The organism is Streptomyces sp. NPDC008086, from assembly GCF_042957325.1.
GTDB lineage: Bacteria > Actinomycetota > Actinomycetes > Streptomycetales > Streptomycetaceae > Streptomyces.
The window spans coordinates 354,073-379,052 of sequence record NZ_JBIBIA010000007.1 but is presented as its reverse complement, the minus strand read 5'-3'; the positions used below and the strand labels follow the sequence as shown (position 1 = coordinate 379,052).

The 24,980-nt window shown below is 72.7% G+C and carries 14 protein-coding genes and 1 pseudogene; 5 read left to right on the top strand and 10 right to left on the bottom strand.

What is annotated here, in order from left to right:
• Positions 1-21: 21 nt before the first annotated feature.
• Positions 22-2,097 carry a DUF6350 family protein gene (locus ACFZBP_RS26245; protein WP_391416546.1) on the bottom strand — a complete coding sequence of 692 codons (2,076 nt, stop codon included), beginning with the start codon at positions 2,095-2,097 and terminating at the stop codon, positions 22-24.
• Between the two features lie 61 nt (positions 2,098-2,158).
• Between ACFZBP_RS26245 and ACFZBP_RS26240 the strand changes: the two are divergent.
• Positions 2,159-3,198 (top strand): annotated as a pseudogene (locus ACFZBP_RS26240) (sigma factor-like helix-turn-helix DNA-binding protein).
• 237 nt (positions 3,199-3,435) lie between these two features.
• Here the strand turns inward: ACFZBP_RS26240 and sucD are convergent.
• The 7 genes from sucD to ACFZBP_RS26205 all read right to left on the bottom strand — a co-directional run bounded on the left by sucD (position 3,436) and on the right by ACFZBP_RS26205 (position 15,042).
• Positions 3,436-4,320 (bottom strand): succinate--CoA ligase subunit alpha, encoded by an 885-nt coding sequence (gene sucD, locus ACFZBP_RS26235; protein WP_383452452.1) that lies wholly within the window; start codon positions 4,318-4,320, stop codon positions 3,436-3,438.
• A 27-nt stretch (positions 4,321-4,347) separates the two neighbouring features.
• Positions 4,348-5,526: an ADP-forming succinate--CoA ligase subunit beta gene (gene sucC / locus ACFZBP_RS26230; RefSeq protein WP_383452450.1), complete on the bottom strand. Its 1,179-nt coding sequence runs from the start codon at positions 5,524-5,526 to the stop codon at positions 4,348-4,350.
• Between the two features lie 526 nt (positions 5,527-6,052).
• Entirely contained in the window at positions 6,053-8,152 is a 2,100-nt protein-coding gene (locus ACFZBP_RS26225; protein ID WP_391416542.1) for a hypothetical protein, read from the bottom strand.
• A 282-nt stretch (positions 8,153-8,434) separates the two neighbouring features.
• Positions 8,435-8,911, bottom strand: a complete 477-nt coding sequence (locus ACFZBP_RS26220; protein WP_391416540.1) for a hypothetical protein — start codon at positions 8,909-8,911, stop codon at positions 8,435-8,437.
• A 774-nt stretch (positions 8,912-9,685) separates the two neighbouring features.
• Entirely contained in the window at positions 9,686-10,849 is a 1,164-nt protein-coding gene (locus ACFZBP_RS26215) for a VWA domain-containing protein (protein WP_383452444.1), read from the bottom strand.
• 148 nt (positions 10,850-10,997) lie between these two features.
• Positions 10,998-13,712 carry a DUF5682 family protein gene (locus tag ACFZBP_RS26210; protein ID WP_391416894.1) on the bottom strand — a complete coding sequence of 905 codons (2,715 nt, stop codon included), beginning with the start codon at positions 13,710-13,712 and terminating at the stop codon, positions 10,998-11,000.
• Between the two features lie 199 nt (positions 13,713-13,911).
• A complete protein-coding gene (locus ACFZBP_RS26205) occupies positions 13,912-15,042 on the bottom strand; it encodes an AAA family ATPase (protein WP_391416536.1) in 1,131 nt (376 codons plus the stop codon).
• 157 nt (positions 15,043-15,199) lie between these two features.
• Between ACFZBP_RS26205 and ACFZBP_RS26200 the strand changes: the two genes are divergently transcribed.
• Both ACFZBP_RS26200 and ACFZBP_RS26195 read left to right on the top strand, forming a co-directional pair.
• A complete protein-coding gene (locus ACFZBP_RS26200; protein ID WP_391416534.1) occupies positions 15,200-16,555 on the top strand; it encodes an SWIM zinc finger family protein in 1,356 nt (451 codons plus the stop codon).
• A 44-nt stretch (positions 16,556-16,599) separates the two neighbouring features.
• Positions 16,600-18,261, top strand: a complete 1,662-nt coding sequence (locus ACFZBP_RS26195) for a DUF5691 domain-containing protein (RefSeq protein ID WP_383452438.1) — start codon at positions 16,600-16,602, stop codon at positions 18,259-18,261.
• Between the two features lie 83 nt (positions 18,262-18,344).
• Here ACFZBP_RS26195 and ACFZBP_RS26190 read toward each other — a convergent pair whose 3' ends face one another.
• On the bottom strand, positions 18,345-18,752 hold the full coding sequence (locus ACFZBP_RS26190) for a cobalamin B12-binding domain-containing protein (RefSeq protein ID WP_383452484.1): 408 nt from the start codon (positions 18,750-18,752) through the stop codon (positions 18,345-18,347).
• 644 nt (positions 18,753-19,396) lie between these two features.
• Between ACFZBP_RS26190 and ACFZBP_RS26185 the strand changes: the two genes are divergently transcribed.
• Together ACFZBP_RS26185 and ACFZBP_RS26180 are read left to right on the top strand one after the other, a co-directional pair.
• Positions 19,397-20,257 (top strand): alpha/beta fold hydrolase, encoded by an 861-nt coding sequence (locus ACFZBP_RS26185; RefSeq protein WP_391416531.1) that lies wholly within the window; start codon positions 19,397-19,399, stop codon positions 20,255-20,257.
• 371 nt (positions 20,258-20,628) lie between these two features.
• Positions 20,629-22,116 carry a peptidoglycan DD-metalloendopeptidase family protein gene (locus tag ACFZBP_RS26180; RefSeq protein WP_391416891.1) on the top strand — a complete coding sequence of 496 codons (1,488 nt, stop codon included), beginning with the start codon at positions 20,629-20,631 and terminating at the stop codon, positions 22,114-22,116.
• A 105-nt stretch (positions 22,117-22,221) separates the two neighbouring features.
• Here ACFZBP_RS26180 and pcrA read toward each other — a convergent pair whose 3' ends face one another.
• Entirely contained in the window at positions 22,222-24,705 is a 2,484-nt protein-coding gene (gene pcrA, locus ACFZBP_RS26175) for a DNA helicase PcrA (RefSeq protein ID WP_391416529.1), read from the bottom strand.
• Positions 24,706-24,980: the final 275 nt, after the last annotated feature.

Below are 24,980 nucleotides of genomic sequence, written 5' to 3'. Positions count from 1 at the left end.
GTGATCCGGGGACCTCGGGGGCTAGGAGGGCTCGGTGACCTCGGGTCCTTCGGGACCGGCGGGAGCCTCAGGGCCTTCGGTGCTCCCGGGACGCTCGGCGGGCTGTTGGGCCTGTCCGGGGGCGTCCTGAACCTTCGGGACGCCCCGTGCTTCCAGGGCTCTCGGCGGCTTGGGGACCGTCGGGGGTTCCTGTGGGCCCGAGGCCTCCTTCATCGCCGCCCAGCGTGCCGCTCGCGCGTCCTCGTCGTGCCAGGGTGACGGCTCGGCGGGCGGGAAGTCGTCCGGCTCGAAGGTCGTGTCGTGGTCGTACGTGCCATACGGAACCGCCTGGTCGCCGGCCTCGTACGGCCCGTGCTCGTCGTACCCCGCCGCGGACCCGTCGTGGCTCCTGCCCTGCGGGCCGGCCTGGTCCTGCGCCAAGGCGGTGAAGGGCCCTTCCTCGCCGTAGGCGGAGTGCCGGTGCCGCACGTCCGAGTCGGCATGCGCGTCCGAGCCGGAGCCCGGGTCCACGCCCGAGCCCCAGTCCAAGTCCGCGCCTGAGCCCGAGACCAAGTCCGCTCCTGAGCCCGAGACCAAGTCCGCGCCTGAGTCCGTGTCCGCGTCCGTCGACGCACCCTTGCCGCGCCCGGGACCCTCCGCCTCCCCCGACGCCTCCGGCTGCTCCGACCTCGCCGACCTCTCCGGCTCGACGCGGGGCTTGCCGATCCGGGCCCCCCGCGTCTCCGTCTCGCTCGCCCGGGCCGACCGCGGCGCCCCACCCGTCCGGCACCGCCACCCGCGTACGACCACCGCCACGGGGACCGCCACCACGGCGACCCACCCCAGCGTCGCCGCCCCGACCTGCCACCACACCGGCCCGAACTGCGCCAGCACCCCGCGGCCCAGCGGGCCGCCCGACAGGGCGGCCAGCACCGCGATCACGGCCGCGCAGAACACGGCCGCCAGCAGCGCGACCCCGGCGGTCCGTCCCGGCGCCCAGGCCATGGCAGGCGCCGGGACGGCCCGGGTCCCGGTCGTCGTGGACGTCCGCCGCTCCTCGTACCCGCCGCCCCACCCCGCCGCGAACGACCCCACCACCACACCCGCCGCCAACGGCACCGCCCCGACCGCCCACTGCAACGGCCCGCCCACCCCGGCTCCCGGCACCGCCTCCAGCAGCGGCAGCGGCGGCAGCAGGGGCGCGGGCGAGGAGGACAGCGGGCCGACGACATGTCCCGTGCCGAGGACGAACCCGGGGCCGAGGGCGTACGACGCCGCCCAGACCGCCGCGTTCGGCACCAGCGCCGCGCACAGCAGCAGGACCGCGAACCGTCCCGACCAGCCCGCCGTCAGCTCCAGGAAGGACGCCTGCGCCGCCCCGCCGTGCCAGAGGAGCGAGCCGCCCACCAGTACCGCCCCGCCGCCGACGAGCGCCGCCGCCCCGGCCCCGGCCGCTCGGGCCGCCGCGCGCAGTCGGGCGGGTGCCTCCGCGACCGGCACCAGCCGCCGTACCTCCGTCGGCATCGCGCCCAGCACCCCGTCGGCCGCCTCGGGGCGTCGTTCGCACGCCGTCCACACCCCCACGCCCGCCGCCGCCATCGTGACCAGGGGCACGCACAGCACGGTCCAGAACCACGCCGGCCGCAGGTCGCCCCCGGTGGCGTAGACCGCGGCCGCCGCCCCGACGCCGAGGTACCCGAGCACGACGCCCGTCCACGCCGTACGCCCCGACACCACCGGCGCCCCGTCGCCGCCGTCCGCCGCCGCGTCGCGGGCCGCCCGGTGCACCAGCCACACCGGCAGCATCAGCAGCAGCAACGGGGTGACGCCTACCGGGGTGGGGACGCCGGAGAGGGTGTCGGCGCGGACCAGTTCGGCGCCGTGCGCCAGGAGCCACAGCACGGCGGCGACCTGGAGCGCGCCGCCCGGGCCGCTGTCCGGATACGGCGAGCTGATCCACAGCGCGATCACCAGTACGGCGAGCACGCCGAGCCCCAACCCGGCGGCCACGGCGCCGTTCAGCAGGCTGGCGCCGAGGCCGGGCATTCGGTAGCGGATGCGAGTGAGCAGGGACGACAGGGGCGTTCGACGGGCGGTCATCTCGGTCACGAGCGCCATGCTCCCAACGACACGCGCTTTCCCGTCGTAACAGGCGAACCTCCGATGTGTCGCTCAATATATGTTTATGTACCTTTTCGCACGAAGGGCCGTACGTCGACGCCTGCGCGAGGCCTGTTCATTGACGTCGGATCAGCTCGCGGAACGGGTGGGCGTCAGCCGCGAAACGGTACGCGCGGGCGAGAGCGTCCGTACGGATCCGCGCGGTCGGCGCAGGGAGGCGTGGTGACGGGACGTCAGCGATCCGAGGACCAGCACCTGGACACGGGCCCGCCCCTGCCCCCGGAACCCCGGCCCGAGCACCTGCTCTCCCCCGCCCAGGCCTTCGACGCGCTCTACGCCTTCTGCGCACCCGCCCTCGTACGGCAGACCTACCTGCTCACCGGGCGCCGTGAACTCGCCCGCGAATCGGTCGAGCGGGCCTTCCAGGCCGCCTGGCAGCGGTGGCCCGAGGTGGCGCGCGACCGCGATCCGGCGGGCTGGGTGCGGGCGACGGCGTACGACTTCGCGCTCTCCCCCTGGCACCGGTTCCGGCCCCGTTACCGACACCCCGAACCCCCGCCCTCCGACGCGTCCGACCGCGCCCTGCTGAACGTACTCCTCGAACTCCCGCCGCCCCAGCGCCGCACGCTGCTCCTGTACGACGGGGTGGGGCTCGACCTGCCGGAGACGGCGGCGGAGACGGAGGCGACCACGCCTGCGGCCGCGAACCGTCTTCTGCATGCCCGCGCCTCTGTCGCCGCGCGGCTTCCGGGGCTGTCCGACCCCGCCGAACTCCACGAACGGCTGGCCGAACTTGCCTCCACGGAGCGGCTGCGCGCGCCCAGGCCGGCGGTGGTGCGGGACGGCAGCGAGCGCCGGGCCCGGTTCTGGACCCGGGCCGCCATCGCGTTCACGGTGGCCCTCATCGGCACGACGGCGCTCACGCTGCGGACGGCTCCTACCCAGTACGAGCCTCCTGTGCCGCCGGGGGAGACGGTGCGGGGGGTGCCTCCCCGGGTGGCGCCGGGGCCGCTGTCCTCGAAGGAGCTGAAGCTGAGGGCCAAGCTGCGGTCGGAGGCTCAGAACGGTCCCGAACGGCTGGCTCCGCAAACGGGGTGAACCATGTGGGGACTCACCGTTGCGGGTGAGGCCGACTGCCGGCCGCGGGCACGTCGTGGCTGGTCGCGCCCGCGCGACGGAGCCGCATAGGCAGCACAGCCCCGCGCCCCTAGGGGGTTGCTGTCACCGGCGCTTGCATGACCTGCGGGCAGTGCTGGCGAGGACAACGCCGGTGGGCCCGCCCCCACGCAGGGAACGGGCCCACCAAAGCTCAGCCAACCGGCGTGACTACGGCGTTCAGCCGCCGAGGATCTCGCGGGCGAGCTTGGCCGTCTCGGTCGGGGTCTTGCCGACCTTGACGCCCGCGGCCTCCAGGGCCTCCTTCTTCGCCTGGGCGGTGCCGGAGGAGCCGGAGACGATGGCGCCGGCGTGGCCCATGGTCTTGCCCTCGGGGGCGGTGAAGCCCGCGACGTAGCCGACGACCGGCTTGGTCACGTTCTTCGCGATGAAGTCCGCGGCACGCTCCTCGGCGTCGCCACCGATCTCACCGATCATCACGATCAGGTCGGTGTCGGCGTCGGCCTCGAACGCGGCGAGCGCGTCGATGTGCGTGGTGCCGATGATCGGGTCGCCACCGATGCCGACGGCGGTCGAGAAGCCGATGTCACGCAGCTCGTACATCATCTGGTACGTCAGCGTGCCGGACTTCGAGACCAGGCCGATACGGCCCGGCTTGGTGATGTCGCCCGGGATGATGCCGACGTTCGACTGGCCCGGGGTGATGATGCCGGGGCAGTTCGGGCCGATGATCCGGGTCTTGTTGCCCTTCTTGCCCGCGTACGCCCAGAAGTTCGCGGAGTCGTGCACCGCGATGCCCTCGGTGATCACGACGGCCAGCGGGATCTCGGCGTCGATGGCCTCGATGACCGCGTCCTTGGTGAACTTCTCCGGCACGAAGATGACGGAGACGTTGGCGCCGGTGGCCTCGATGGCCTCCTTGACCGTGCCGAAGACGGGTACCTCGGTGCCCTCGAAGTCGACCTTCTGTCCCGCCTTGCGCGGGTTCACGCCGCCCACGACGTTGGTGCCGTCGCCCAGCATGAGCTTGGTGTGCTTCATGCCCGTGGCACCGGTCATGCCCTGGACGATGACCTTGCTGTCCTTGTCGAGCCAGATAGCCATGGTGTGTTGTGTCCTCGTCCTGAGTGCTTACTTGGCGGCGTGGGCCAGCTCGGCGGCCTTGTCGGCCGCGCCGTCCATGGTGTCGACGCGCTGCACCAGCGGGTGGTTGGCGTCGGTGAGGATCTGTCGGCCGAGCTCGGCGTTGTTGCCGTCGAGGCGGACGACCAGCGGCTTGGTGACGTTCTCGCCGCGGTCCTCGAGAAGCTTCAGGGCCTGGACGATGCCGTTGGCGACCTCGTCACAGGCGGTGATGCCACCGAAGACGTTCACGAACACGGACTTGACGTCCGGGTCGCCGAGGATGATCTCGAGGCCGTTGGCCATGACCTGGGCGGAGGCGCCACCGCCGATGTCCAGGAAGTTGGCCGGCTTGACGTTGCCGTGGTTCTCACCGGCGTACGCGACGACGTCCAGCGTCGACATGACCAGACCGGCACCGTTACCGATGATGCCGACCTCGCCGTCGAGCTTGACGTAGTTGAGGTTCTTCTCCTTGGCGGCGGCCTCGAGCGGGTTGGCCGCGGCCTTGTCGTGCAGCTCGTCCCAGTCGTGACGGAACTCGGCGTTGTCGTCGAGCGACACCTTGCCGTCCAGGGCGATGACGTCACCGGAGGCGACCTTCGCGAGCGGGTTGACCTCGACGAGGAGGGCGTCCGACTTGATGAAGGTGTCCCACAGCGTGATGAGGACGTTCACGACCTTGTCCGCGACCTCGGCCGGGAACTTGGCGGCCTCGACGATCTCGCGGGCCTTGGCCTCGTCCACGCCGTCGATGGCGTCGATCGCGATCTTGGCGACGGCCTCCGGACGGGTGGCCGCCACCTCCTCGATCTCCATGCCGCCCTCGACGGACGCGATGGAGAGGAAGGTGCGGTTGGCACGGTCGAGGAGGAAGGAGACGTAGTACTCCTCCAGGATCTCCGGGGCCGTCTCGGCGATCATGACCTTGTGGACCGTGTGGCCCTTGATGTCCATGCCGAGGATGTCGGTCGCCCGGGCGACGGCCTCGTCCGCGCTGGCGGCGAGCTTCACGCCACCGGCCTTGCCACGGCCGCCGACCTTCACCTGGGCCTTGACGACGGACTTGCCACCGAGACGCTCAGTGGCTGCGCGGGCCGCCTCAGGCGTGTCGATGACTTCACCGGCCAGCACCGGTACATCGTGCTTGGCGAAGAGGTCCCTCGCCTGGTACTCGAACAGGTCCACGCGCTTCCGTCCCTATCAGTGATCTCGCGGTTCGTTGGATGCGTGGGCGTGCCGCGAAGGGCAACGTGACGTCCGCTGTCACAAGGGAGGCGCACACGGTGTCCGAGCGCGCGGCATGTCCGTCTCGCAGGTTATCTCTGCTTGCAGGAGCCCCCTAAATCGAGGGTCACACCTGAGCGGTGATACCTGTCACATGATGCCGCGATCAGCAAAGATCTCTGGCACGGCGTGCCGACTGTGAGCAGTCGGGAACCTGCCGGGCACATACAAGGACCGACGCGCTGCCCGGGAGGGAAGGACCCCACCGGGTTGGGGTTGACCCGGTGGGGTCCCTTGAGCAGCCCGAAGGGGCACGAATGGGCCGCCCCTGTGGGCTCTGGCCGGGGTGATCCCCACCCCAATGGGGATCACCCCGGCCCGTCCGCGAGGTTCCGGTCGGACCGGCCGACGGTTTTCGGCCGTCCGGGTCCATCCGCCCCGCGGAGTCGGTCGGTCACCTCGGGGGTGACGTGAGGGAGAGCGCGCGTCAGATGCGGCGCGCGCCGCCTTCGTAGAGGTCCTGCTGGAGGCTCTGCGTGAGTCCTTGCTGGAAGTCCTGCTGGAAGTCCTGCTGCAGGTCCTGCGCGTAGACCGGCGTGGCGGAGTGGGCCACCTGCCGCACGCCGGCGACGGCGTTGCCGGCCAGCGGGCCGGCCGAGTCCCGGACCGTTCCGGTCAGGTCCTCGGCGAAGGGCGCGACCTGCCCGGCGACCCCGTACGCGAACGGGTCCGCCTCGCCGACCACTCCGTACGCCAGCGTCGTGGCGCTGCCGCCGACGCCCCGCACGACCGGCTGGACGGTGTTCACGACGGTCTCGACGACGGGCCGTACGGCCCCGGTGACCCCCTCGGCGAAGGGCGCGGCCTGCCCGGCCACACCGTGCGCGAAGGGCCCGACCTCGCCGACCACGCCGTACGCGAAGGGCCCGACGTCGCCGACCACGCCGTGGCCGAGCGCCCCGGCGTCCGCGACGGCCTGCCCGGCGACCGGCACGACACCGTGCACGGCGGCGTCGGCGACGGGCGGCAGGACGGTACCGGTGGCGTCCGTGGTGACATGCCCGACCAGACCGGTGGCGTACGGGGGTACGTCGGCGGCGACACCCTGCACGACCGGCCGCACGTCGGCGACCGCGCCGTCGGCGACGGGCCGGACGTCGGCGACGGTGCCGTGGGCGAGGTGCTGGGCGTCACCGACCGCTCCGTGGGCCACCGGCTGTACGCCCTGGACGACCCCGCCGACGACCGGCTGGACGCCCGCGACGGTCTGGCCGGCCACGGGCTGGACGTCGGCGACGACGCCGTACGCCAGTGCCGTCGCGGCGTCGACCGTGTGCCCGGCGGTCCCGGCGACGCCGGCCACCGCGCCCCCGGCGACCGGAACGACACCGTCCACCGCCTGGCCGACGACCGGCCGCACGCCGCTCAGCGCGCCACCGGCCAGCGACTGGACGCTGTCGACCGCGCGCGGGGCGACCGGCGCCACCCCGGCGACGGCGTGACCGACGGTCTGCTCGACGGTGGGGACGACGCCCTCGACGGCGTATCCGGCGATGGGCAGCACGCCGTCGACGGCCTGGGCGGCGACCGGCGGGACGACCGCGTCGGCGGTCTGCCCGACGACCGGGGCGACCGTGCCGGGAACCGCGGAGACCGTCCCGACGACGCGCTGCTCGACGCCGCCGACCGTGCCGGTGACGTGGCCCGGGACGGCGGAGACGGAGGCCTCGGCGGCCGTCCCGACGGCGGTGGCCTCGCCGGTCGCGGTGGACGCGACGGCGCTCACCGCGCCCCGGGTCCTGCCGTCGACGTGCGCGACGGTGGCCTGCCCGACGTCCCGCGCGCCCTCGGCGGTTCGGCCCGCGCCGGCGACGGCGTACTGCGCCTTCGTCCGTACGACCCCCTCGACGCCCTGCACCTGCGAACGCGCCGCCGTCTGCGTGCCCTGCAACCGCGTCTGCGCCGCGGTGAGCGCCTGCTCCAGCTCGGGGGCGAAGGCGGCGAGCGGGCCGAAGAGGTAGTCGACGGTGCCGGGGGCGTCCGGGGTGTCCTGGGGCACGTCCCGGATGTCGGAGACGGCGGCGGAGGTGGCAGCGGCGGTGGCCGTGGTGACGCGTGCCGAGGCATCGGCCTGGGCCTGCGCCGCCTTGTCCGCGCGGGCGGCCTTGGCGCCCTGACTGCCCTGGGCGGCGCGCTTGGCCTTGGCCGCGGTGGAGGAGGTGGCGGACGTGGCGGAGGTGGTGGCCCGGGCGGCGGACGGGGCCGTGACCCTGGCGTCGACGTAACGGCGGGACTGCTCGACGGCGTCCGCGGGCGCGGTCCGGGCCGTGCCGACGGCGCCGTCGGTGGTGCCCGAGACGGTGTCGGTGACGGTGCCGGTCACGTCGGAGACGACGCCGTTGACGGTGCCGGTGACCCCGCCGAGCAGGCCGGGGGCGTCGGCGGTGTCGGCCGCGTCGGTGGTCGTGTCCGGTATGGAGAGGGTGGAGGCGGGCAGCTCGTCCGCGCTGGCGGCGGCCGAACCGAGCGCCCAGGCGCCGGTGACACCGGCGGCTATGACGATCGAACGGCGGATGTTCTTGTTCATACTGCGTCGGATCCCTAGATCTCGGGCTCCGAAGGCCCCGGCGGCTCGCAGCGGCGAGGAACTCCGGGACTTCGGACGGTTGGGGACATTCGGCGCCGCTTCCGGTCGCGGTCCGGGCAGCCGAGGAGCTGGGACCAGCGGGACCGGGTAGTACGGCTCCGGAGGCTTCCGTCCGGGGGATGTCGGGGGACATCCGGGAAGTGGGGAGTGTCCGGACGGGCGGGCAGACCTGTTTCCGCCCCCGCGCGGCAGGTCTACGGCGGGGAGGGCCGGCCTTCTGGCCTAGGCGGGGGAAACCGGAATGTCCCGGTGCCTGTCCTGGATCTCGTCCGCTTCGACGCGGGCGGCGGCGCCGGGCACCAACCGCAGCGGCGCCCTCGGGTTCAGCGACACGGCGTGCGCGTCCCCGTGCCGCGTGCTGCTGTTGTCGCCCGCCGAACGGTTGCCCAGCACACCACCCGGGTGATCGACCGGCGCCTGCTGAACGGGCGCGAACCCGGCCGGCGCGACACCGTGCGCGCCTTCGCCCGCCGGGACATGGGTCGCGGTGTCGTCGGCGGACGCCACGAACCTGGGCCCGTAGGCCATGGCGGCTTCGTCGCCGTCACGCCCCTCACCGCTCCGTCCTTCGCCGTCCCGTCCGTCACCGGCCCCGGGCGCCTGTGCCTGCGGCTGCGAAGCCCCGCCGTCGTACGCCGGCAACGTCCGCCCGGGCACGGCGGGCACACCGGACAGCGTCGGAAGGTCGGCACCGGGCATGTCCGGGAACGCGGGCAGCTCCACCCCCGGCCAGCTCGGCCACGCCGGCGACTCGGGAGCCTCTGGCAGGGAAGGCAGGGAAGGCAGAGTAGGCAGGGTGGGCAGTGGAGGGTTGGAGGGCAGCGAAGGGAGGGAAGGCAAGGCGGGCCGTGAAGGGAGAGAGGGACGTGATGGGACCTCAGTCGGCTTCTCGGTCACCGAGTCGACGACGGGATGAGCCACACGCCCGACCTCGCCGTGCCGGGGAGCCGCAGGATTGGAAGCCACCGTCGACTCCTCGCGCACGCCGTGCTTGGCCGGAAGGCTCACGACCCGCACGGCCTCGCTTTCCACCGACGCCCCGGTAGCCGTCGACACCCCGGTCGCCGACACCCCGTCCGCCGCAGCCGCCTGCCCTCCGCAGAGCAACCCGATCGCGAACAGACCACCCAGCAACAGCGCCAGCTCCAGCGCACGCCGACCAGCCGCGATGCGCAGAACGCGCAGCGCGGCGGCGGGTGACATGGCTGACCAGGTCAAGACGGGGCAGTCCTCCCGTGTGGCGGAACGAAGCGCACAAGTACACGTGCCGAGCGACGAGTCAGCTGGACGCGGTACGGGCGAGCGGCGCGCGGCGCGCCGCTGATGAGGCGTCGATCCTCGCACGCCCCTCCCGAGGTCGCGCAAGCCCCCCGCTACCGATGGGCACTCATGTCCGTTTTGCTGGCCGAAGTCGGTAGTCACCGGGTCGACAAATCACCGGTAATTCCTCGCCATCCCCCTCCTCACCCCGCCTCACCCCGCGTCCGGCACCGGAATCGGCCGCTTCTCGATCGCCGCCGCCATCACCTCCGGGAACAGGTCGGGCGTACACGCGAAGGCCGGTGCGCCCAACGCGGCGAGCGCGGCCGCGTGGTCCCGGTCGTACGCCGGCGCCCCCTCGTCCGACAGCGCCAGCAATGCCACGAACTGCACCCCGGACGCCTTCATCGCGGCGACCCGCTTGAGCATCTCGTGGCGTATCCCTCCCTCGTAGAGGTCGCTGATCAGCACGACGACCGTCTCCGCGGGGCGGGTGATCTGCGACTGGCAGTACGCGAGCGCCCGGTTGATGTCGGTGCCCCCGCCGAGCTGTGTGCCGAACAGGACGTCGACCGGGTCGTCGAGCTGGTCGGTGAGATCGACGACGGAGGTGTCGAACACGACGAGCCTCGTGTTGATGGACCGCATGGACGCAAGCACGGCCCCGAACACCGACGCGTACACCACCGACGCCGCCATCGACCCCGACTGGTCGATGCAGAGGACGACCTCCTTCTTCATGGACTGCGACGCCCGCCCGTACCCGATCAGCCGCTCCGGCACGATCGTCCGGTACTCCGGGAGGTAGTGCTTGAGGTTGGCCGCGATCGTGCGGTTCCAGTCGATGTCGTGGTGGCGCGGCCGGCTGACCCGGGCACTGCGGTCGAGCGCGCCGGTGAGGGTGGCCCGGGTGCGGGTGGCAAGCCGCTTCTCCAGGTCCTCGACGACCTTGCGCACCACCGCACGCGCCGTCTCCTTCGTGGTCTCCGGCATCGCCCGGTTCAGCGAGAGCAGCGTGCCCACGAGATGCACGTCCGCCTCCACCGCCTCCAGCATCTCCGGCTCCAGCAGCAGCGTGGACAGCCCGAGCCGGTCGATGGCGTCCCGCTGCATGACCTGGACGACGGACGACGGGAAGTACGTCCGGATGTCCCCGAGCCACCGCGCCACCGACGGCGCCGACGCCCCGAGCCCCGCCGAACGGTCCTTCCCCGACAGCCCCTTGTCCCCCTTGCCGTAGAGAGCGGCGAGCGCTCCGTCCATCGCCGCGTCCCGCCCGGAGAGCGCGCAGCCGGTGCCGTCGGCGTTGTCCCCGCCCAGCACCATCCGCCACCGGCGCAGCCGCTCCTGGGCCGGCTCCGTCGCCTCGACCGTCATCGGCACGCTCCCTCACGAGGCCGCTCCCACAGCGGGATCACCGGCACGGTCGTCGTCATCGGCCGCCCCTGCGCCACGAACCCGTGCGACCGCCGCACGGCACCCACCACTCCGGCCCGCTCCCCGGACTCCCTCACTCCACCCACCGTCATCCCGCCGCCCCCACAAGTCCGTTGCCCGCGAGGCCGCCCCCGGCGCCCTCTGCCATGACCGCTTGATCCGTGTCCGCTTGGTCCGTGTCCCCTTGATCCGTGCGCACCAGGCCCACGGCCACCTTGTCCTTGTCCACTTGGTCCGGTTCCACCTGGTCCAAACCGCCCACCTGGTCCAGGCCCAGCAGCAGCCGCACCACCGGCACCACCGCATCCGCCCGCTCGACGTCGAGCCCGGCCGCGAAACCGGGTATGCCGGAACCGCCACCGGCCGCCGCACGCCCCCGCTCCCCCGGCCCACGCCGGACCAGCTCCCCCAAGGTCCGCCGCACCCCCGGCTCATACGCCGAGAAGGTCCGCCGCAGCAGCGGCAGCACGTCGGTGAACGCCTCCGCCGACACTCCCGTCAGCCACGCGTCGACCAGCCCGAGCAGCCGCTCGTCGTGCACGAGCAGCATCCCGCCGCCGGAACCCCCGCCGACGAAACCCTCGATCCACGCGGCCGCGTCCCCGGGCGGCGTCCCCGGCGACAGAGCCAGCCCCATCAACCGAGCCGCTTCCTCCTGCCCCAACTCCCCGTCGTCCAGCAGCAGCCGTACGCCCCGCCCTCTGATCACACCGGGCACGGTGTCCCGCACGGACAACACCCGCAGCACCGCGTGCCACCGCGGCCGAAGGCCGCCGTGCCCGAGGGTGGACGCCCTGTCCGGAGTGCCGGAGCCGGCGGGCGTGTCCTTGGCCACCGCATCGCCCAGCAACCCCACCGCCCCATGCACCGCGTCGACATGCCCCCGCATCTCGACGGCGGCATCCGCGTCCAGTGCGGCGCACGCCGGAGGCAGACCGACGAAGATGCGCTCGGCGAGCCCCGCCGCGACCTCCGTGAGCGCCACGGTGTCCGTGCCGCGCACATCGCCGTATCTCAGGGAGCGGACCAGCGCGGGCAGGGCCTGGGCGAGATGGCCCACATCGGCGTCGAGAGCGGCCCGGTCGGCGAGGACCTGCATCACGGTGGGCAGCGCGTCCGACAGTTCGGCCAGCAGACAGCGCTCGGCGAGAGCGGTGACGTCGGCGAGCGTCTGGGCGGCCACGGCATCCGCCTCCGCCTTGGCGGTCGCCGCGGCGAACACGGTCGTCCCCCACACCCCGGCCTCGGCGACCCGCAAGGACAGCTCGGGCTCCCACCGCAGCCGCCACGTCTCCCGGAAGGTCCCCGTGCTGCCCCGCGACGCGACAGGCTCCCCCCACCCCACGCCGAGCAGCCGGAGCCGGTGCAGGAGCCTGCTGCGCTCGGAGTCGTTGTCGTTGCGCAGGTCGAGCTCCAACTCCCGCTCCAGCGCCTCCGGTTTGAGCCGCAGCCGTCGCTGGATGCGGTCGAGGTCGCGCTGCAACGGCACCGCCGGCGCCGACGGCGGCACCTCCCCCAGCACATCGCCCACGACCAGCCGGTCCCGCACCAGCGCCAACGGCACGTCGGAGCCGTCACACATCACCGCCCGCACCGCGTCGGTGGTCTCGCCGAGCCCCGGCAGCGGACGCCCGCGCATCGCCGCGAGTGTCTCCGCGAGTCGTACCGCCTCGATGACATGCGCCGAGGACACGACGCGGTCCTCGTCCCGCAGCAGCCCGGCCACCTTGGTCATCCACCGCTCGACCGGCCGGTCCGGCGCGCTGAAGAGATGCCCGTACCACCCCGGTGAGTCGATCCCCGCGCCGTATCCGCTGGCCCGGGCCAACCGCCGGTAGGTCCACGGCACCCAGGTCATGTCGGCCTTGACCTTGGGCAGCCCCTTCAGCAGGGCCTTGTCGCCGGCCACCGTGGTCTTCCGCCGCAGCGCGGGCACATGCCACGCCCCGCACACGACCGCCACCTCGTCCCCGAACTCCCGCTGGGCGGCGCGCACTTGGAGCCGCATGTACGCCTCCCGCACGAGATCCCGCTCATGCCCTCCGCTGCCGTACGCCTCCCGCAACGCCCCCATGGCCTCCTCCAGCCCGAGAAACGGCGCGAACGCGTCCCCGTCCCCCTCCCCGCCGCCCGTCCCCCGGTGCTCGACGACGTCCTCCCACCACCGCTCGGGATCGTCGTACCCGGCGACCTCCGCGAGAACGGCGAGGGGATCGACCCGGACATCCGCGACCGTGCCGGGGCCGGGGCCGGGCGCAAGGTCGGCGCCGGGGCCGTTCCCGTCGACCGGATCGGTCTCCGCGTCCTCACCGGCCACCCCCGCCGCTCGATCCTGACCGGCCACCCCCGCCGCGCTGTCCTCACCGGCCACCCCCGCCGCACCGCCCTGACCGGCCGACCCCGCCTCCGCGTCGTCGCCGGCCGGCCCCCTTTCCGCGTCCTCCCCCCACGCCAGCGTGTGCGTCGCCGGCAGGTCGATGAAGCGGGCCGGGACCTGGTGCTCCATGGCCCAGCGGATCGCGACCCACTCCGGGGAGAACTCGGCCAGCGGCCAGAAGGCCGAGCGGCCGGGCTCGTCCACGGCGTGGGCGAGGAGGGCGACCGGCGGCCGCATGGCCTCGTCGGCGGCGAGCGCGATCAGGGCGTCGGCCTCCGGTGGCCCTTCGATCAGCACGGTGCGCGGCCGTGCCGCGTCCAACGCCGTCCGAACGGCCCGCGCCGACCCCGGCCCGTGATGCCGCACACCGAGCAGCAGCGGTTCGCCACCCCGGCCTTCGCTACCGAACCTGTCCACGCCGATCACACCTCCCCCCTCGCTCCCCGACCGTCCGGCGGCGCCACCACCCTCACCGCGCACCCCGTCGCGCACCGCGTCCCTCCTCGTCACGGCGCTCCCCCTCCTGCGCGGCCACCGGACGCCGCCGCCCAGCGCGCCCTCTCCGCCACGGATCCGCCCTTGGTCGACCCGCCGCTCGGGCGCCCCCATCCGAGGTCGTCGTCGCTCACGCGCTCACCTCCCGGCACGCGCGGTAGAAGTCCGTCCATCCGTCCCGCTCACGCACGACCGCCTCCAGATACTCCTGCCAGACGACCCGGTCGGCCGCCGGATCGCGGACGACGGCGCCGAGGATGCCCGCGGCGACATCGCCGGGCCGGAGCACTCCGTCGCCGAAGTGGGCGGCCAGGGCGAGGCCGTTGGTGACGACGGAGATCGCCTCCGCCGTCGACAGCGTGCCGCTCGGCGACTTCAGCTTGGTGCGGCCGTCGGCGGTGATGCCGTCGCGCAGCTCGCGGAAGACGGTGACGACGCGGCGGATCTCGTCGACGCCGTCGGGCGCGGCCGGCAGGTCGAGGGAGCGGCCGATCTGGTCGACACGGCGGGAGACGATGTCCACCTCGGCCTCGACGCTCTCCGGCAGCGGCAGCACGACCGTGTTGAAGCGGCGGCGCAGGGCGCTGGAGAGATCGTTGACGCCCCGGTCGCGGTCGTTGGCCGTGGCGATGAGGTTGAAGCCGCGCACCGCCTGCACCTCCTGCCCCAACTCCGGTACGGGCAGGGTCTTCTCCGACAGGATCGTGATCAGCGTGTCCTGCACATCGGCCGGAATTCGGGTCAGCTCCTCGACCCGCGCCGTCATCCCCTCCGCCATGGCCCGCATGACGGGGCTGGCCACGAGGGCGTCACGGCTCGGTCCGTGTGCGAGCAGCTGCGCGTAGTTCCAGCCGTACCGGATCGCCTCCTCCGGTGTGCCCGCCGTGCCCTGCACCAGCAGCGTCGAGTCACCGCTGACCGCCGCCGCCAGGTGCTCGGAGACCCAGGTCTTCGCGGTGCCGGGGACACCGAGCAGAAGCAGGGCGCGGTCCGTGGCGAGGGTGGTGACGGCGACCTCGACCAGACGGCGCGGGCCCACGTACTTCGGTGTGATCACCGTGCCGTCCGGCAGCGTGCCGCCGAGCAGATACGTGGCCACGGCCCACGGCGACAGCTTCCAGCGGACCGGGCGCGGACGGTCGTCCTGCGCGGCCAGCGCGGCCAGTTCATGGGCGAAGGCGTCCTCGGCATGCGGTCGCAACGCCGTGGTCGATTCCGCCTCCCCCGCTTCGACGGACGTCGGCTCAACGGACACGGTCATGGCAAAGTCCCCCTCCAGCTCGGCCGGTTCGGATCTGCCACCAACGGTGCACCACGCCACTGACAATGCGTTCCGACCTGCGAAAACGCCTCTGCGGGGCCGATCGCGAGACGCCGGATCCGGCCGATTGTCAGTGGTGGGATCTACCTTCGATGGCATGACTGAGCAGGGGGTGCGCTGGACCGCGGACCAGGTGTTGGCACTGGCTCCTGACGCCGCGTCACGCAAAGCGGGAAGCAAACTCGGCGCGGCAGGGCCGTGGTCCGAGACGGGGAGTTCGAGCGAGGGGACGGTGTGGGGGCTGTGCAAGGGCAGTGGCAGCAAGCCGTATCAGACGGTCATCGACATCGCGGACGCCGCCGGGCCCGCGTACAAGTGCAGTTGCCCGAGCCGGAAGTTCCCGTGCAAGCACGCCCTCGGGCTGCTGCTGCTCTGGGCGGACGGCGAAGGCGCGGTGCCGTCGGCACAGGCGCCGGACTGGGCGGAGCAGTGGATGAAGGGGAGAAGGCAGCGCGCCGAGGAGAAGCGGACGGCGGGCGCGTCCGGCTCCTCGTCGGGGTCCGGTGATCCGGAGGCGGCGCGGCGCCGGGCGGAGCGCCGTGCCGTGCGGGTCACCGCGGGCGCCACGGAGCTGGAGCAGCGCCTGGCGGACCTGCTGCGCGGCGGCCTGGCCGGCGCGGAACAGGCCGGGTACGGGATGTGGGAGGAGACGGCCGCCCGCATGGTCGACGCCCAGGCCCCCGGACTGGCGGCGCGGGTGCGGGAACTGGGGGCGATCCCGGCGTCCGGGCCGGGTTGGCCGGTGCGCCTGCTGGAGGAGTGCGCCCTTCTCCATCTCCTCGACCAGGGCTGGCTGCGCCGCGAGGCGCTGCCCGGCGCCCTGTCGGACACCGTCCGCTCCCGCGTCGGCCTGCCCGCCTCGGCGGACGGCCCGCCGGTGCGGGACCGCTGGCTGGTCCTCGCCCAGTACGACACGGCGGACGTGAAGCTGACGACGCGCCGGATATGGCTGTACGGCACCGACTCGGGCCGCACCGCGCTCCTCCTGTCCTACGGCGCCGCCGGCCGGGCGCCGGAGCTGACGCTGCCGGTCGGGCTGGTCCTGGACGCGGAGGTCACGGCGTACCCCGGTGCCGGGCAGCTGCGGGCGTCGCTGGGCGAGCAGTTCGCACCGCCCGCGCCCGCGTCGACACGACCTCCGGGGGTGACGACGGCCGACGCGACGGCTCGTTACGGCCAGGCGCTCCGCGACGACCCGTGGCTGGACTCCGCCCCGGTCACCCTGGACCGGGTCGTACCGATCCAGGACGGCGACTCCTGGCAGCTGGCGGACGCCGACGCGGACACGGCCCTGCCGCTGGCCCCGGCCGCTCGCGCCCGCCCGGGCCTGTGGCGGCTGGTCGCACTGGCCGGCGGCAGGCCGGTCAGGGTCTTCGGCGAGTGCGGCCACCGTGGCTTCACCCCGCTGACGGCCTGGCCGGAGGGCAAGGGAGAGGCGGTACGGCTGTGCTGACCGACGCCTCGCGGACATCAAGGCAGAGTGGAAGGCAGACCGGAATGAGCCTCACGAACAGCCCCTCCCTTCCTGTGGACGCGCCTGCCCCGGACGCCTGGGAGGAACTCGTCACGGCGGCCCTCCTCGGAACGGACCGGCGTACCCCCCCGGGCTGCGCGCCGGGCAGGGAAGCCCCGGTGACGCTGCTGGACACGGCGGCCGTGGAGACCGTACGGCGGCGGGCCGGGCTGAAGCCGGCCCGGGCGGCGCGGCGACCCGATCCGGCGCCCGAGGACCCCCGCCCGGTGCTGCCCCCGGCGGCGGCCCGCAGGCTGGCGATGCTGCTGGCCGACCGTCCCGGCGCGGGCGGCGGACGCAGAGGCACGGCACCGGACCTGATGGAGCTGCTGCCGCAGTGGCTCGCGACGGCGAACGACCGCGGTTTCGCGCCGCCCCCGGAGACGCTGCCCGCGCTGCTCGACGCGGCGCGGGGCCGTACGGATCTGCGGCCGTCGGCACTGACCTTCGCCGGCCCGCGGGCGGTGTGGCTGGCCCGGATGAACCCTGACTGGCGGTTCGCCCTGCGTGCGAGCCCGGGCGGGGGCGCGGCTCTGCCGGACCTCGACGACCCGGCCGAGGTCCAGCAGCTGTGGCAGGAGGGCCTGTTCGCCGAGCGGGTCGCCCTGCTCTCCGCGATCCGCGCCCGTGAGCCCGCCGCCGCGCGCGAGCTGCTGACCACGACGTGGCCGACGGAACGGGCCGAGGACCGGCTGATGTTCCTCGACTCGCTGCGCACCGGTCTCGGCCCGCAGGACGAGCCGTTCCTGGAGCAGTCGCTGGCCGACCGGAGCCGTAACGTCCGGGCGACGGCCGCGGAGCTGCTGTCGGCGCTGCCGGGTTCGGCGCTCGCCGCGCGGATGGCGGTACGGGCCGGGACCTGCGTGGCACTGGACCACACCCGGGACACGCCGACGATCTCCGTGGAGGCGCCGCACGAGTGCGACGCCGGCATGGAGCGCGACGGAGTCGTGGCCAAGGCTCCGGCGGGACGCGGTGAACGATCCTGGTGGTTCGGCCAGTTGGTGGAGGCGGCCCCGCTCGGCACCTGGCCGGGACGGCTGGGAGGCCGTACGCCCGGCGAGATCGTGGCGCTGCCGGTGACGGACGGCTGGCAGGGCGAGCTGCACGCGGCGTGGTGCCGGGCGGCGGTGCGGCAGCGGGACGGGGTGTGGGCGAGAGCGCTGCTCGGGTCGCCGTCCGCCCCGGAAGCCGGCGGTCCGGGGGCGGTGTCCCTGGCCGAGCGCGCCAAGCTCCTCGGCACGCTGGGCTCCGCCGAACGGGCCGAGTGGGTGGCCGGGTTCATCGCGACACACGGTCTGTCGGAGGCGTTTCAGCTGCTCGGGGTGTGCGCGGTGCCGTGGAGCGGGCCGCTGGGGCGGGCGGTCGTCGACGCGCTCAACATCGCACGGGACGCGGGGAGTTATCCATGGAGCTTCAGTGGAGTGATGGGCCTGGCCGAACGCTGCCTCGACCCGGCCGAGGCAGGCCGCCTCGACGGCCTGCTCGCGATACCGGACGAGCCGGAGGACGCGTCGCCGGGCGCCGGGGGCTACTGGGCGGAGGCGTTCCAACGACTGGTCACGACGCTGCGCCTGCGAGCGGCCATGATCGAGGAACTGGGCCCCACCAGCGGGTCCGCCGTCACCGGCCCGTCCGGCGTGTGAGGACGAGGCCCTTCGGGCCGAAACGGGGCTCTGAGGGGCGGCAGCCCCAGGGACAAGTCATCCCACCCGCACCAGAATCCGGCTCACCTGCCGGAGGCCGTGGCCCGAACCCAGTCCACGATCGCCTGCGTCGTCGCGCCCGGCGTGAAGATCTCGGCGACACCCTTCTCCTTCAGCGGGGCGATGTCCGCCTCGGGGATGATCCCACCGCCGAAGACCAGGATGTCCTCCGCTTCGCGCTCCTTGAGGAGGTCGATCACGGCGGCGAAGAGAGTGTTGTGGGCGCCGGAGAGGATGGACAGACCGATCGCGTCGGCGTCCTCCTGGATCGCGGTGTCGACGATCTGCTCGGGCGTCTGGTGAAGCCCGGTGTAGATGACCTCCATACCGGCGTCGCGCAGCGCACGCGCGATCACCTTGGCCCCCCGATCGTGGCCGTCGAGCCCAGGCTTGGCCACCACCACGCGGATCGGACCGGCTGCCACACCCATCACTGCCTCCATGAAGCGACTACATCCATCCGTACCGACAGGCACCGCTCATATCCGAGTTATGCCGTACTCGCCGCACATGTCACACATGGTGCGCGTATCGCATGCCTCCGTCGCCCATCGCTCCGGACGCACCCTCACGGCACGGACGCCCCGGGCCACATCACCCGAGGAAGTGAACGAACGTTATCTCCAGCATCCCGCAACCGGCGGTTTCGCGGTGCAGACAGAGGGGGAAATCACACGGTGGGACACGTTCGCCGCGCACCGTTCCACTTCTCTGCGGCACACGGACCGCGGAGGCCGCGGTGCGCGCGCCGCAGCGGGACCACGCGCAAAGGGAGCCGCAACGAGGTCGCCGCACCACCGCGCCGCCGACCGCGCGCCGTGGCGATGCGGCATCGACGGTGGCACGAAGGGCACGTAGGGCAGGTAAGGCGCGACAAGCGGGGAGCTTCGTCGCCACACCGGCAGGGAGCCCCGTCAGGTCATCGGCGCACCATGGCCGACCCGACCGAAGCACGGCACGCGCCTCGCCCACCCCACGCGCCTTCCTCATGCTCCGCCGGCCACCTCCGCCGCGACTTCCACGAGGGCACACGGGGGCCGGAGCCGTCCTCCCGCGTGCCACAAGGAGGTCGGCCATGAAGGTCACCGGGGCAGCTCTCCCCTTTCTTCCGCTCTGCCGACGCCTGCTCCCGAGCAGACTCACCGGCCTCTCCCTCGCCCTGCTGAAGGCGACCGCCCTGGAGCTCGCGATCCTCGCCGGTCACGTCCTGCTGTATCCCTCCGGCGTCACCCAGGAGCGCCGCACGCCCCCCATGCTTCCCGCCCGGGACACCGCCCCGCTGCCGACCCGGACCCGACCGCCCGTCGTCCTGCTGCACGGCTTCATCGACAACCGCTCGGTCTTCGTCCTGCTGCGCCGCAGCCTCGCCCAGCACGGCAGGCACCAGGTCGAGTCGCTCAACTACTCCCCGCTGACCTGTGACATCCGCGCCGCCGCCGAACTGCTCGGCCGGCACATAGAGGGGTTCTGCGAGCGCACCGGCAGCAGCCAGGTGGACATCGTCGGACACAGCCTCGGCGGGCTGATAGCGCGCTACTACGTGCAGTGCCTCGGCGGCGACCTCAGGGTTCGCACCCTGGTCACGCTCGGCACGCCGCACTCCGGCACCCGCGTCATGCCGCTGGCGAACGCGCACCCGATCGTGCGTCAGATGCGCCCCGGCTCAGCGGTCCTCGAGGAACTGTCCCGGCCCGCGCCCGGCTGCCGCACCCACTTCGTGAGCTTCTGGAGCGACCTCGACCATCTGATGGACCCGCTGGAGACGGCCTGCATCGACCACCCGGACCTGCTGGCGCAGAACGTCCGCGTGAGCGGCATCGGCCACCTCGCCCTCCCGGTGCACCCCGCCGTGGCGACCGGGATACGGCAGGCACTCGACTCCGCACCGCCGGGAACCGAGGCCACCCCGCAGACCGACGGCCTGACCGTGGCGTAACGGCACCCCCACGCACCCCCAAGGCACGCCCGACGCACCCCCCACGCACCCCCACGCACGCCCGACACAGCCGCGACGCACGCCCGACGCTCCCCCCGACCGACCCTCGATCCGCCCCGACTCACCCTCGACCCACACCCGACACACAGCCCCGGAACAGCCGACCGACATCGAACAATCTTCGAACACAAGGCCAAACTCGCGCCCACAGTCCGCCAAAACACGGCCGAATGCCCGTTTCCTTCGGGCGCGAAACCTGCCGAAGATTGTCGTGCCCGCGTACCGCCGGGTACAGTCGCCGCACTGCTCTGGCAGCCCCTGTTGTCGAGGCGAGAGAGAAGTTGGTGAACGATCGTCACCCGTCGGGGACCATGACCTCCCCGGCCACGGCTTCCGACGCCGCCTCGGCGCACTACGCGTCCTATGGCGCCCAGGAAGCCCAGTACGGTGACTCCACCACGTACGGCACCTACGACGCCGCCGGATTCGGCGCCGCCGGTCACGCCACCACCACCTTCGACGCGGACCCCCTCTTCGGCAGCCTCCCCGGTGACACCACGGGCGGGTACGACGCCACACAGTGGTCCACGGGCAACCACCACACCGTGAACTACGACGCCTACGCGGCCCAGCACCACGCCGCCTACGACACCGGCGCGTACGACACCACCGGGTGGACGGCCGAGCACGAGCGGCTGGCCTTCGTCCCGCAGCAGGCCAACGGCCATGACACCTCCGGCCATTGGGACGCGACCGCCTGGGCCCAGCCCGACCAGTCCGGCGTCCCGGCCGACCAGACCCAGCAGTGGGAATGGGGCACGCAGGCCTTCGACACCGGCGCGTACGACGCCACGCAGTGGAACTCCGACGGCGGAATCGACGGCACCACCGCACAGGCGACGGGCGAGTACCAGCAGCCAGCAGAATCCTTCGATCAGCAGGCGACCGCGCACTTCGACCAGATCGACCCCGCGGGACACGCCGACCCGACTGCGTACGACGATCCCGCCCGGCTCGACGCCGAGCCGGCCGCCACCGGCGAACTCCCCGCCGCGGCCCCGCTCCTCGACGACCAGGAGGAGACCACCCCGGCCCCCTCCCCGCGCGCGGCGTCCCGCAGCGGCTCGCGCTCCCGTCGCCGTACGCCCCCCAAGCGCTCCGCGCTGCTGACGGTCGCCGTTCCTTCCGCGTGTGTGATGGGCGTCGCCGGCATCGCCGCCGCCTCCGTCGGCACCCTGAGCGACGACAAGGACGCGTCCACGCTCGCCTCGGACACCGAGGCCGTGAAGCCGTCCGCCGCGAACAACAAGCTGGACTCCCAGCTCGAGAGCCTCTCCGCCGGCGCCGACGACTTCGCCGACCGGGCCAGCCGTACGCAGGAGCGCATCGACCTCAAGGCCCAGCAGGCGGCCGAGAAGCGCAAGGCCGCCGAGGAGGCGGCCCGCAAGGAGCGGCTGCGCCCGAAGTTCGCGATCCCGGTCGCGAACCACGGCCTCAGCGCCTATTTCGGCCAGTCCGGCATCAACTGGATGTCCGTGCACACCGGTATCGACTTCCCCGTCTCGTACGGCACGACGGTGATGGCCGCGACCGACGGCACCGTGCGGACGCAGTGGAACAGCGCCTACGGCAACATGATGATCGTGACCGCGAAGGACGGCACGGAGACGTGGTACTGCCACCTCTCCAGCTACCGCGTCGCCTCCGGTACGACGGTCAAGGCCGGCGACCCGATCGCGTACTCCGGCAACTCCGGCAACTCGACCGGCCCGCACCTGCACTTCGAGGTCCGTCCCGGCGGCGGCTCGGCCATAGACCCGCTGCCGTGGCTGCGCAGTCACGGTCTGGACCCGACGTAACCGACCGGCCGTCAGCAGACGACGCCGACCACCGGACCGACCACGGCCGGCTCACCCGCGGACCGCACGCCCCCGCCCGTCAGCGGGGGCGCACGCTTGCCGGTCCTACAGCTTCTCCACCGGCGCGTACCGCAACAGCAGCCGCTTCGGCTTGGTGTCCCCGAAGTCGACCGTCGCCTCGGCGTTCGCGCCCGTGCCCTTCACGGCCATCACGGTGCCGAGCCCGAACTGGTCGTGCGTGACCCGGTCCCCGACGGCCAGCTGGACGACGGGCTTCTCCGACGTACGGCGCGTGGCGAAACCGGACGCGCCCGAGGCGGAGGAGCGCGAGCGGGACGAGGACAGCGAGGCGGCCACCGCGGACACGGGACCGGAGGACACCGGCGAGGTCGCCCCCGTCCGCTTCCAGTCCACGTGCTGGGCGGGGATCTCCTCCAGGAACCGGGACGGCGGGTTGTACGACGGCTGCCCCCAGGCGCTGCGCATCGCCGACCGCGTGAGATACAGCCGCTCACGCGCACGCGTGATGCCGACGTAGGCGAGCCGCCGCTCCTCCTCCAGCTCCTTGGCCTGGCCGAGGGCGCGCATGTGCGGGAAGACGCCGTCCTCCATGCCGGTGAGGAAGACGACCGGGAACTCCAGGCCCTTGGCCGTGTGGAGGGTCATCAGGGTGATGACGCCGGAGCCGTCCTCGTCCTCGTCGGGGATCTGGTCGGAGTCGGCGACGAGCGCGACCCGCTCCAGGAACTCCGCGAGACCGCCGGAGGTCTCGCCCTCACCGGACTCCTGCTCGAACTCCAGGGCGACGGCCGCGAGTTCCTGAAGGTTCTCGATCCGGGTCTCGTCCTGAGGATCCGTGGAAGCCTGCAGCTCGGCGAGATAGCCGGTCCGCTCCAGGACCGCCTCCAGGATGGTCGCCGGCCCCGCCCCGGACTCGACGACCGTGCGGAGCTCCTCCATCAGCGTGTTGAACCGCTTGACGGCGTTGGTCGACCGCGCGGCCATGCCGTACGCCTCGTCCACGCGGCGCAGCGCCTGCGGGAAGCTGATCTTCTCCCGCTGCGAGAGGGCGTCGATCATGGCCTCGGCGCGGTCGCCGATGCCCCGCTTGGGCACGTTCAGAATCCGCCGCAGCGGCACCGAGTCCTCGGGGTTGGCCAGCACGCGCAGATAGGCCAGCACATCGCGGACCTCCTTGCGCTCGTAGAACCGCACCCCGCCGACGACCTTGTAGGGCAGGCCGACGCGGATGAAGACCTCTTCAAAGACACGGGACTGGGCGTTCGTACGGTAGAAGACGGCGACGTCGCCGGCCTTCGCGTCCCCCGCGTCCGTCAGTCGGTCTATCTCGTCGGCGACGAACTGCGCCTCGTCGTGCTCGGTGTCCGCGACATACCCGGTGATGCGCGCGCCCGCGCCCGCGTTGGTCCACAGGTTCTTGGGCCTGCGGGACTCGTTGCGCTCGATGACGGCGTTGGCGGCGCTCAGGATCGTCTGGCTGGAGCGGTAGTTCTGCTCCAGCAGGATGGTCGTCGCGTCCGGGTAGTCCTCCTCGAACTGGAGGATGTTGCGGATCGTCGCGCCCCGGAAGGCGTAGATCGACTGGTCGGCGTCACCCACGACACACAGCTCGGCGGGCGGGACGTCGAACTCGCTGGGCGGCACGTCGACGGGGTGCTCGCCGGTCCCGACGAGCTCGCGCACCAGCGCGTACTGGGCGTGGTTGGTGTCCTGGTACTCGTCCACCAGCACATGGCGGAAACGCCGGCGGTAGTGCTCGGCGACGTCCGGGAAGGCCCGCAGCAGATTGACCGTCGTCATGATCAGGTCGTCGAAGTCGAGGGCGTTGGCCTCCCGCAACCGCGACTGGTACAGGGCGTACGCCTGCGCGAGCGTCTTCTCGAAGCCGTCCGTGGCCTGCGCGGCGAAGTCCTCCTCGTCGATCAGCTCGTTCTTCAGATTGCTGATCTTGGCGCTGAACGACTTGGGCGGAAACCTCTTCGGATCAAGATCCAGATCCCGGCAGACCAGCGCCATCAGCCGCTTGCTGTCGGCGGCGTCGTAGATCGAGAACGAGGAGGTGAACCCGAGCCTCTTGCTCTCTCTCCGCAGGATGCGCACGCACGAGCTGTGGAAGGTCATCACCCACATCGCGTTCGCCCGCGGCCCCACGAGCTGCTCGACGCGCTCCTTCATCTCGCCCGCGGCCTTGTTGGTGAAGGTGATCGCGAGGATCTGCCCCGGATGCACGTCACGCTCGGCCAGCAGGTGGGCGATGCGATGGGTGAGCACCCGCGTCTTGCCGGATCCGGCGCCGGCCACGATGAGCAGCGGGCTGCCGGAGTGGACGACGGCCGCACGCTGGTTCTCGTTCAGCCCCTCCAGCAGCGCGGCGGCATCGAGGGCCGGGCGCGGGGCGCCGTCGCGGTAGTAGGCGTCCCGGTCCGGCGGCACGTCGAACTTCCCGCCGAACAGATCGTCCGGAACCGGCTCCGGAGCGTGATCGTCCTCGGGCGGCGGCGGAGGCTCCTCGTGGGCCCGCGGGGCCTGGAGGTCCGCCAGGAAGCTGTCGTCAAAGAGGCTGCTCATCGCTCTCCGAGTCTAGGGCGCCCCACTGACAGCCCGCCGCCACCCCGAGAACCTCGCCGCCCCAATCTCCGACCCTCACCCTCCAGCACCCGACCATCACCCTCAGCAACCAACCAGCCGATCCCCCCACACCTCCTCAAACACCGCCAAACCAACCTCCGCCCGCAATACACCTCCCCAAGGTCACGAAAATGTATCGGGCATATCGAACATCAACCTTCACAGGGGCCACACGAGTTGGCTACCGTGCCGGGCAGGCCGTACGACCCCCACCG

Coding starts and splice junctions, on each gene's coding strand:
- ACFZBP_RS26225 (WP_391416542.1), bottom strand. CDS start 8,152: ATGAACAAGAACATCCGCCGTTCGATCGTCATAGCCGCCGGTGTCACC.
- ACFZBP_RS26245 (WP_391416546.1), bottom strand. CDS start 2,097: ATGGCGCTCGTGACCGAGATGACCGCCCGTCGAACGCCCCTGTCGTCC.
- ACFZBP_RS26220 (WP_391416540.1), bottom strand. CDS start 8,911: ATGCCCGGTGCCGACCTTCCGACGCTGTCCGGTGTGCCCGCCGTGCCC.
- ACFZBP_RS26190 (WP_383452484.1), bottom strand. CDS start 18,752: ATGGGTGTGGCAGCCGGTCCGATCCGCGTGGTGGTGGCCAAGCCTGGG.
- ACFZBP_RS26185 (WP_391416531.1), top strand. CDS start 19,397: ATGAAGGTCACCGGGGCAGCTCTCCCCTTTCTTCCGCTCTGCCGACGC.
- ACFZBP_RS26200 (WP_391416534.1), top strand. CDS start 15,200: ATGACTGAGCAGGGGGTGCGCTGGACCGCGGACCAGGTGTTGGCACTG.
- pcrA (WP_391416529.1), bottom strand. CDS start 24,705: ATGAGCAGCCTCTTTGACGACAGCTTCCTGGCGGACCTCCAGGCCCCG.
- ACFZBP_RS26195 (WP_383452438.1), top strand. CDS start 16,600: ATGAGCCTCACGAACAGCCCCTCCCTTCCTGTGGACGCGCCTGCCCCG.
- sucD (WP_383452452.1), bottom strand. CDS start 4,320: ATGGCTATCTGGCTCGACAAGGACAGCAAGGTCATCGTCCAGGGCATG.
- ACFZBP_RS26180 (WP_391416891.1), top strand. CDS start 20,629: ATGACCTCCCCGGCCACGGCTTCCGACGCCGCCTCGGCGCACTACGCG.
- ACFZBP_RS26205 (WP_391416536.1), bottom strand. CDS start 15,042: ATGACCGTGTCCGTTGAGCCGACGTCCGTCGAAGCGGGGGAGGCGGAA.
- ACFZBP_RS26215 (WP_383452444.1), bottom strand. CDS start 10,849: ATGACGGTCGAGGCGACGGAGCCGGCCCAGGAGCGGCTGCGCCGGTGG.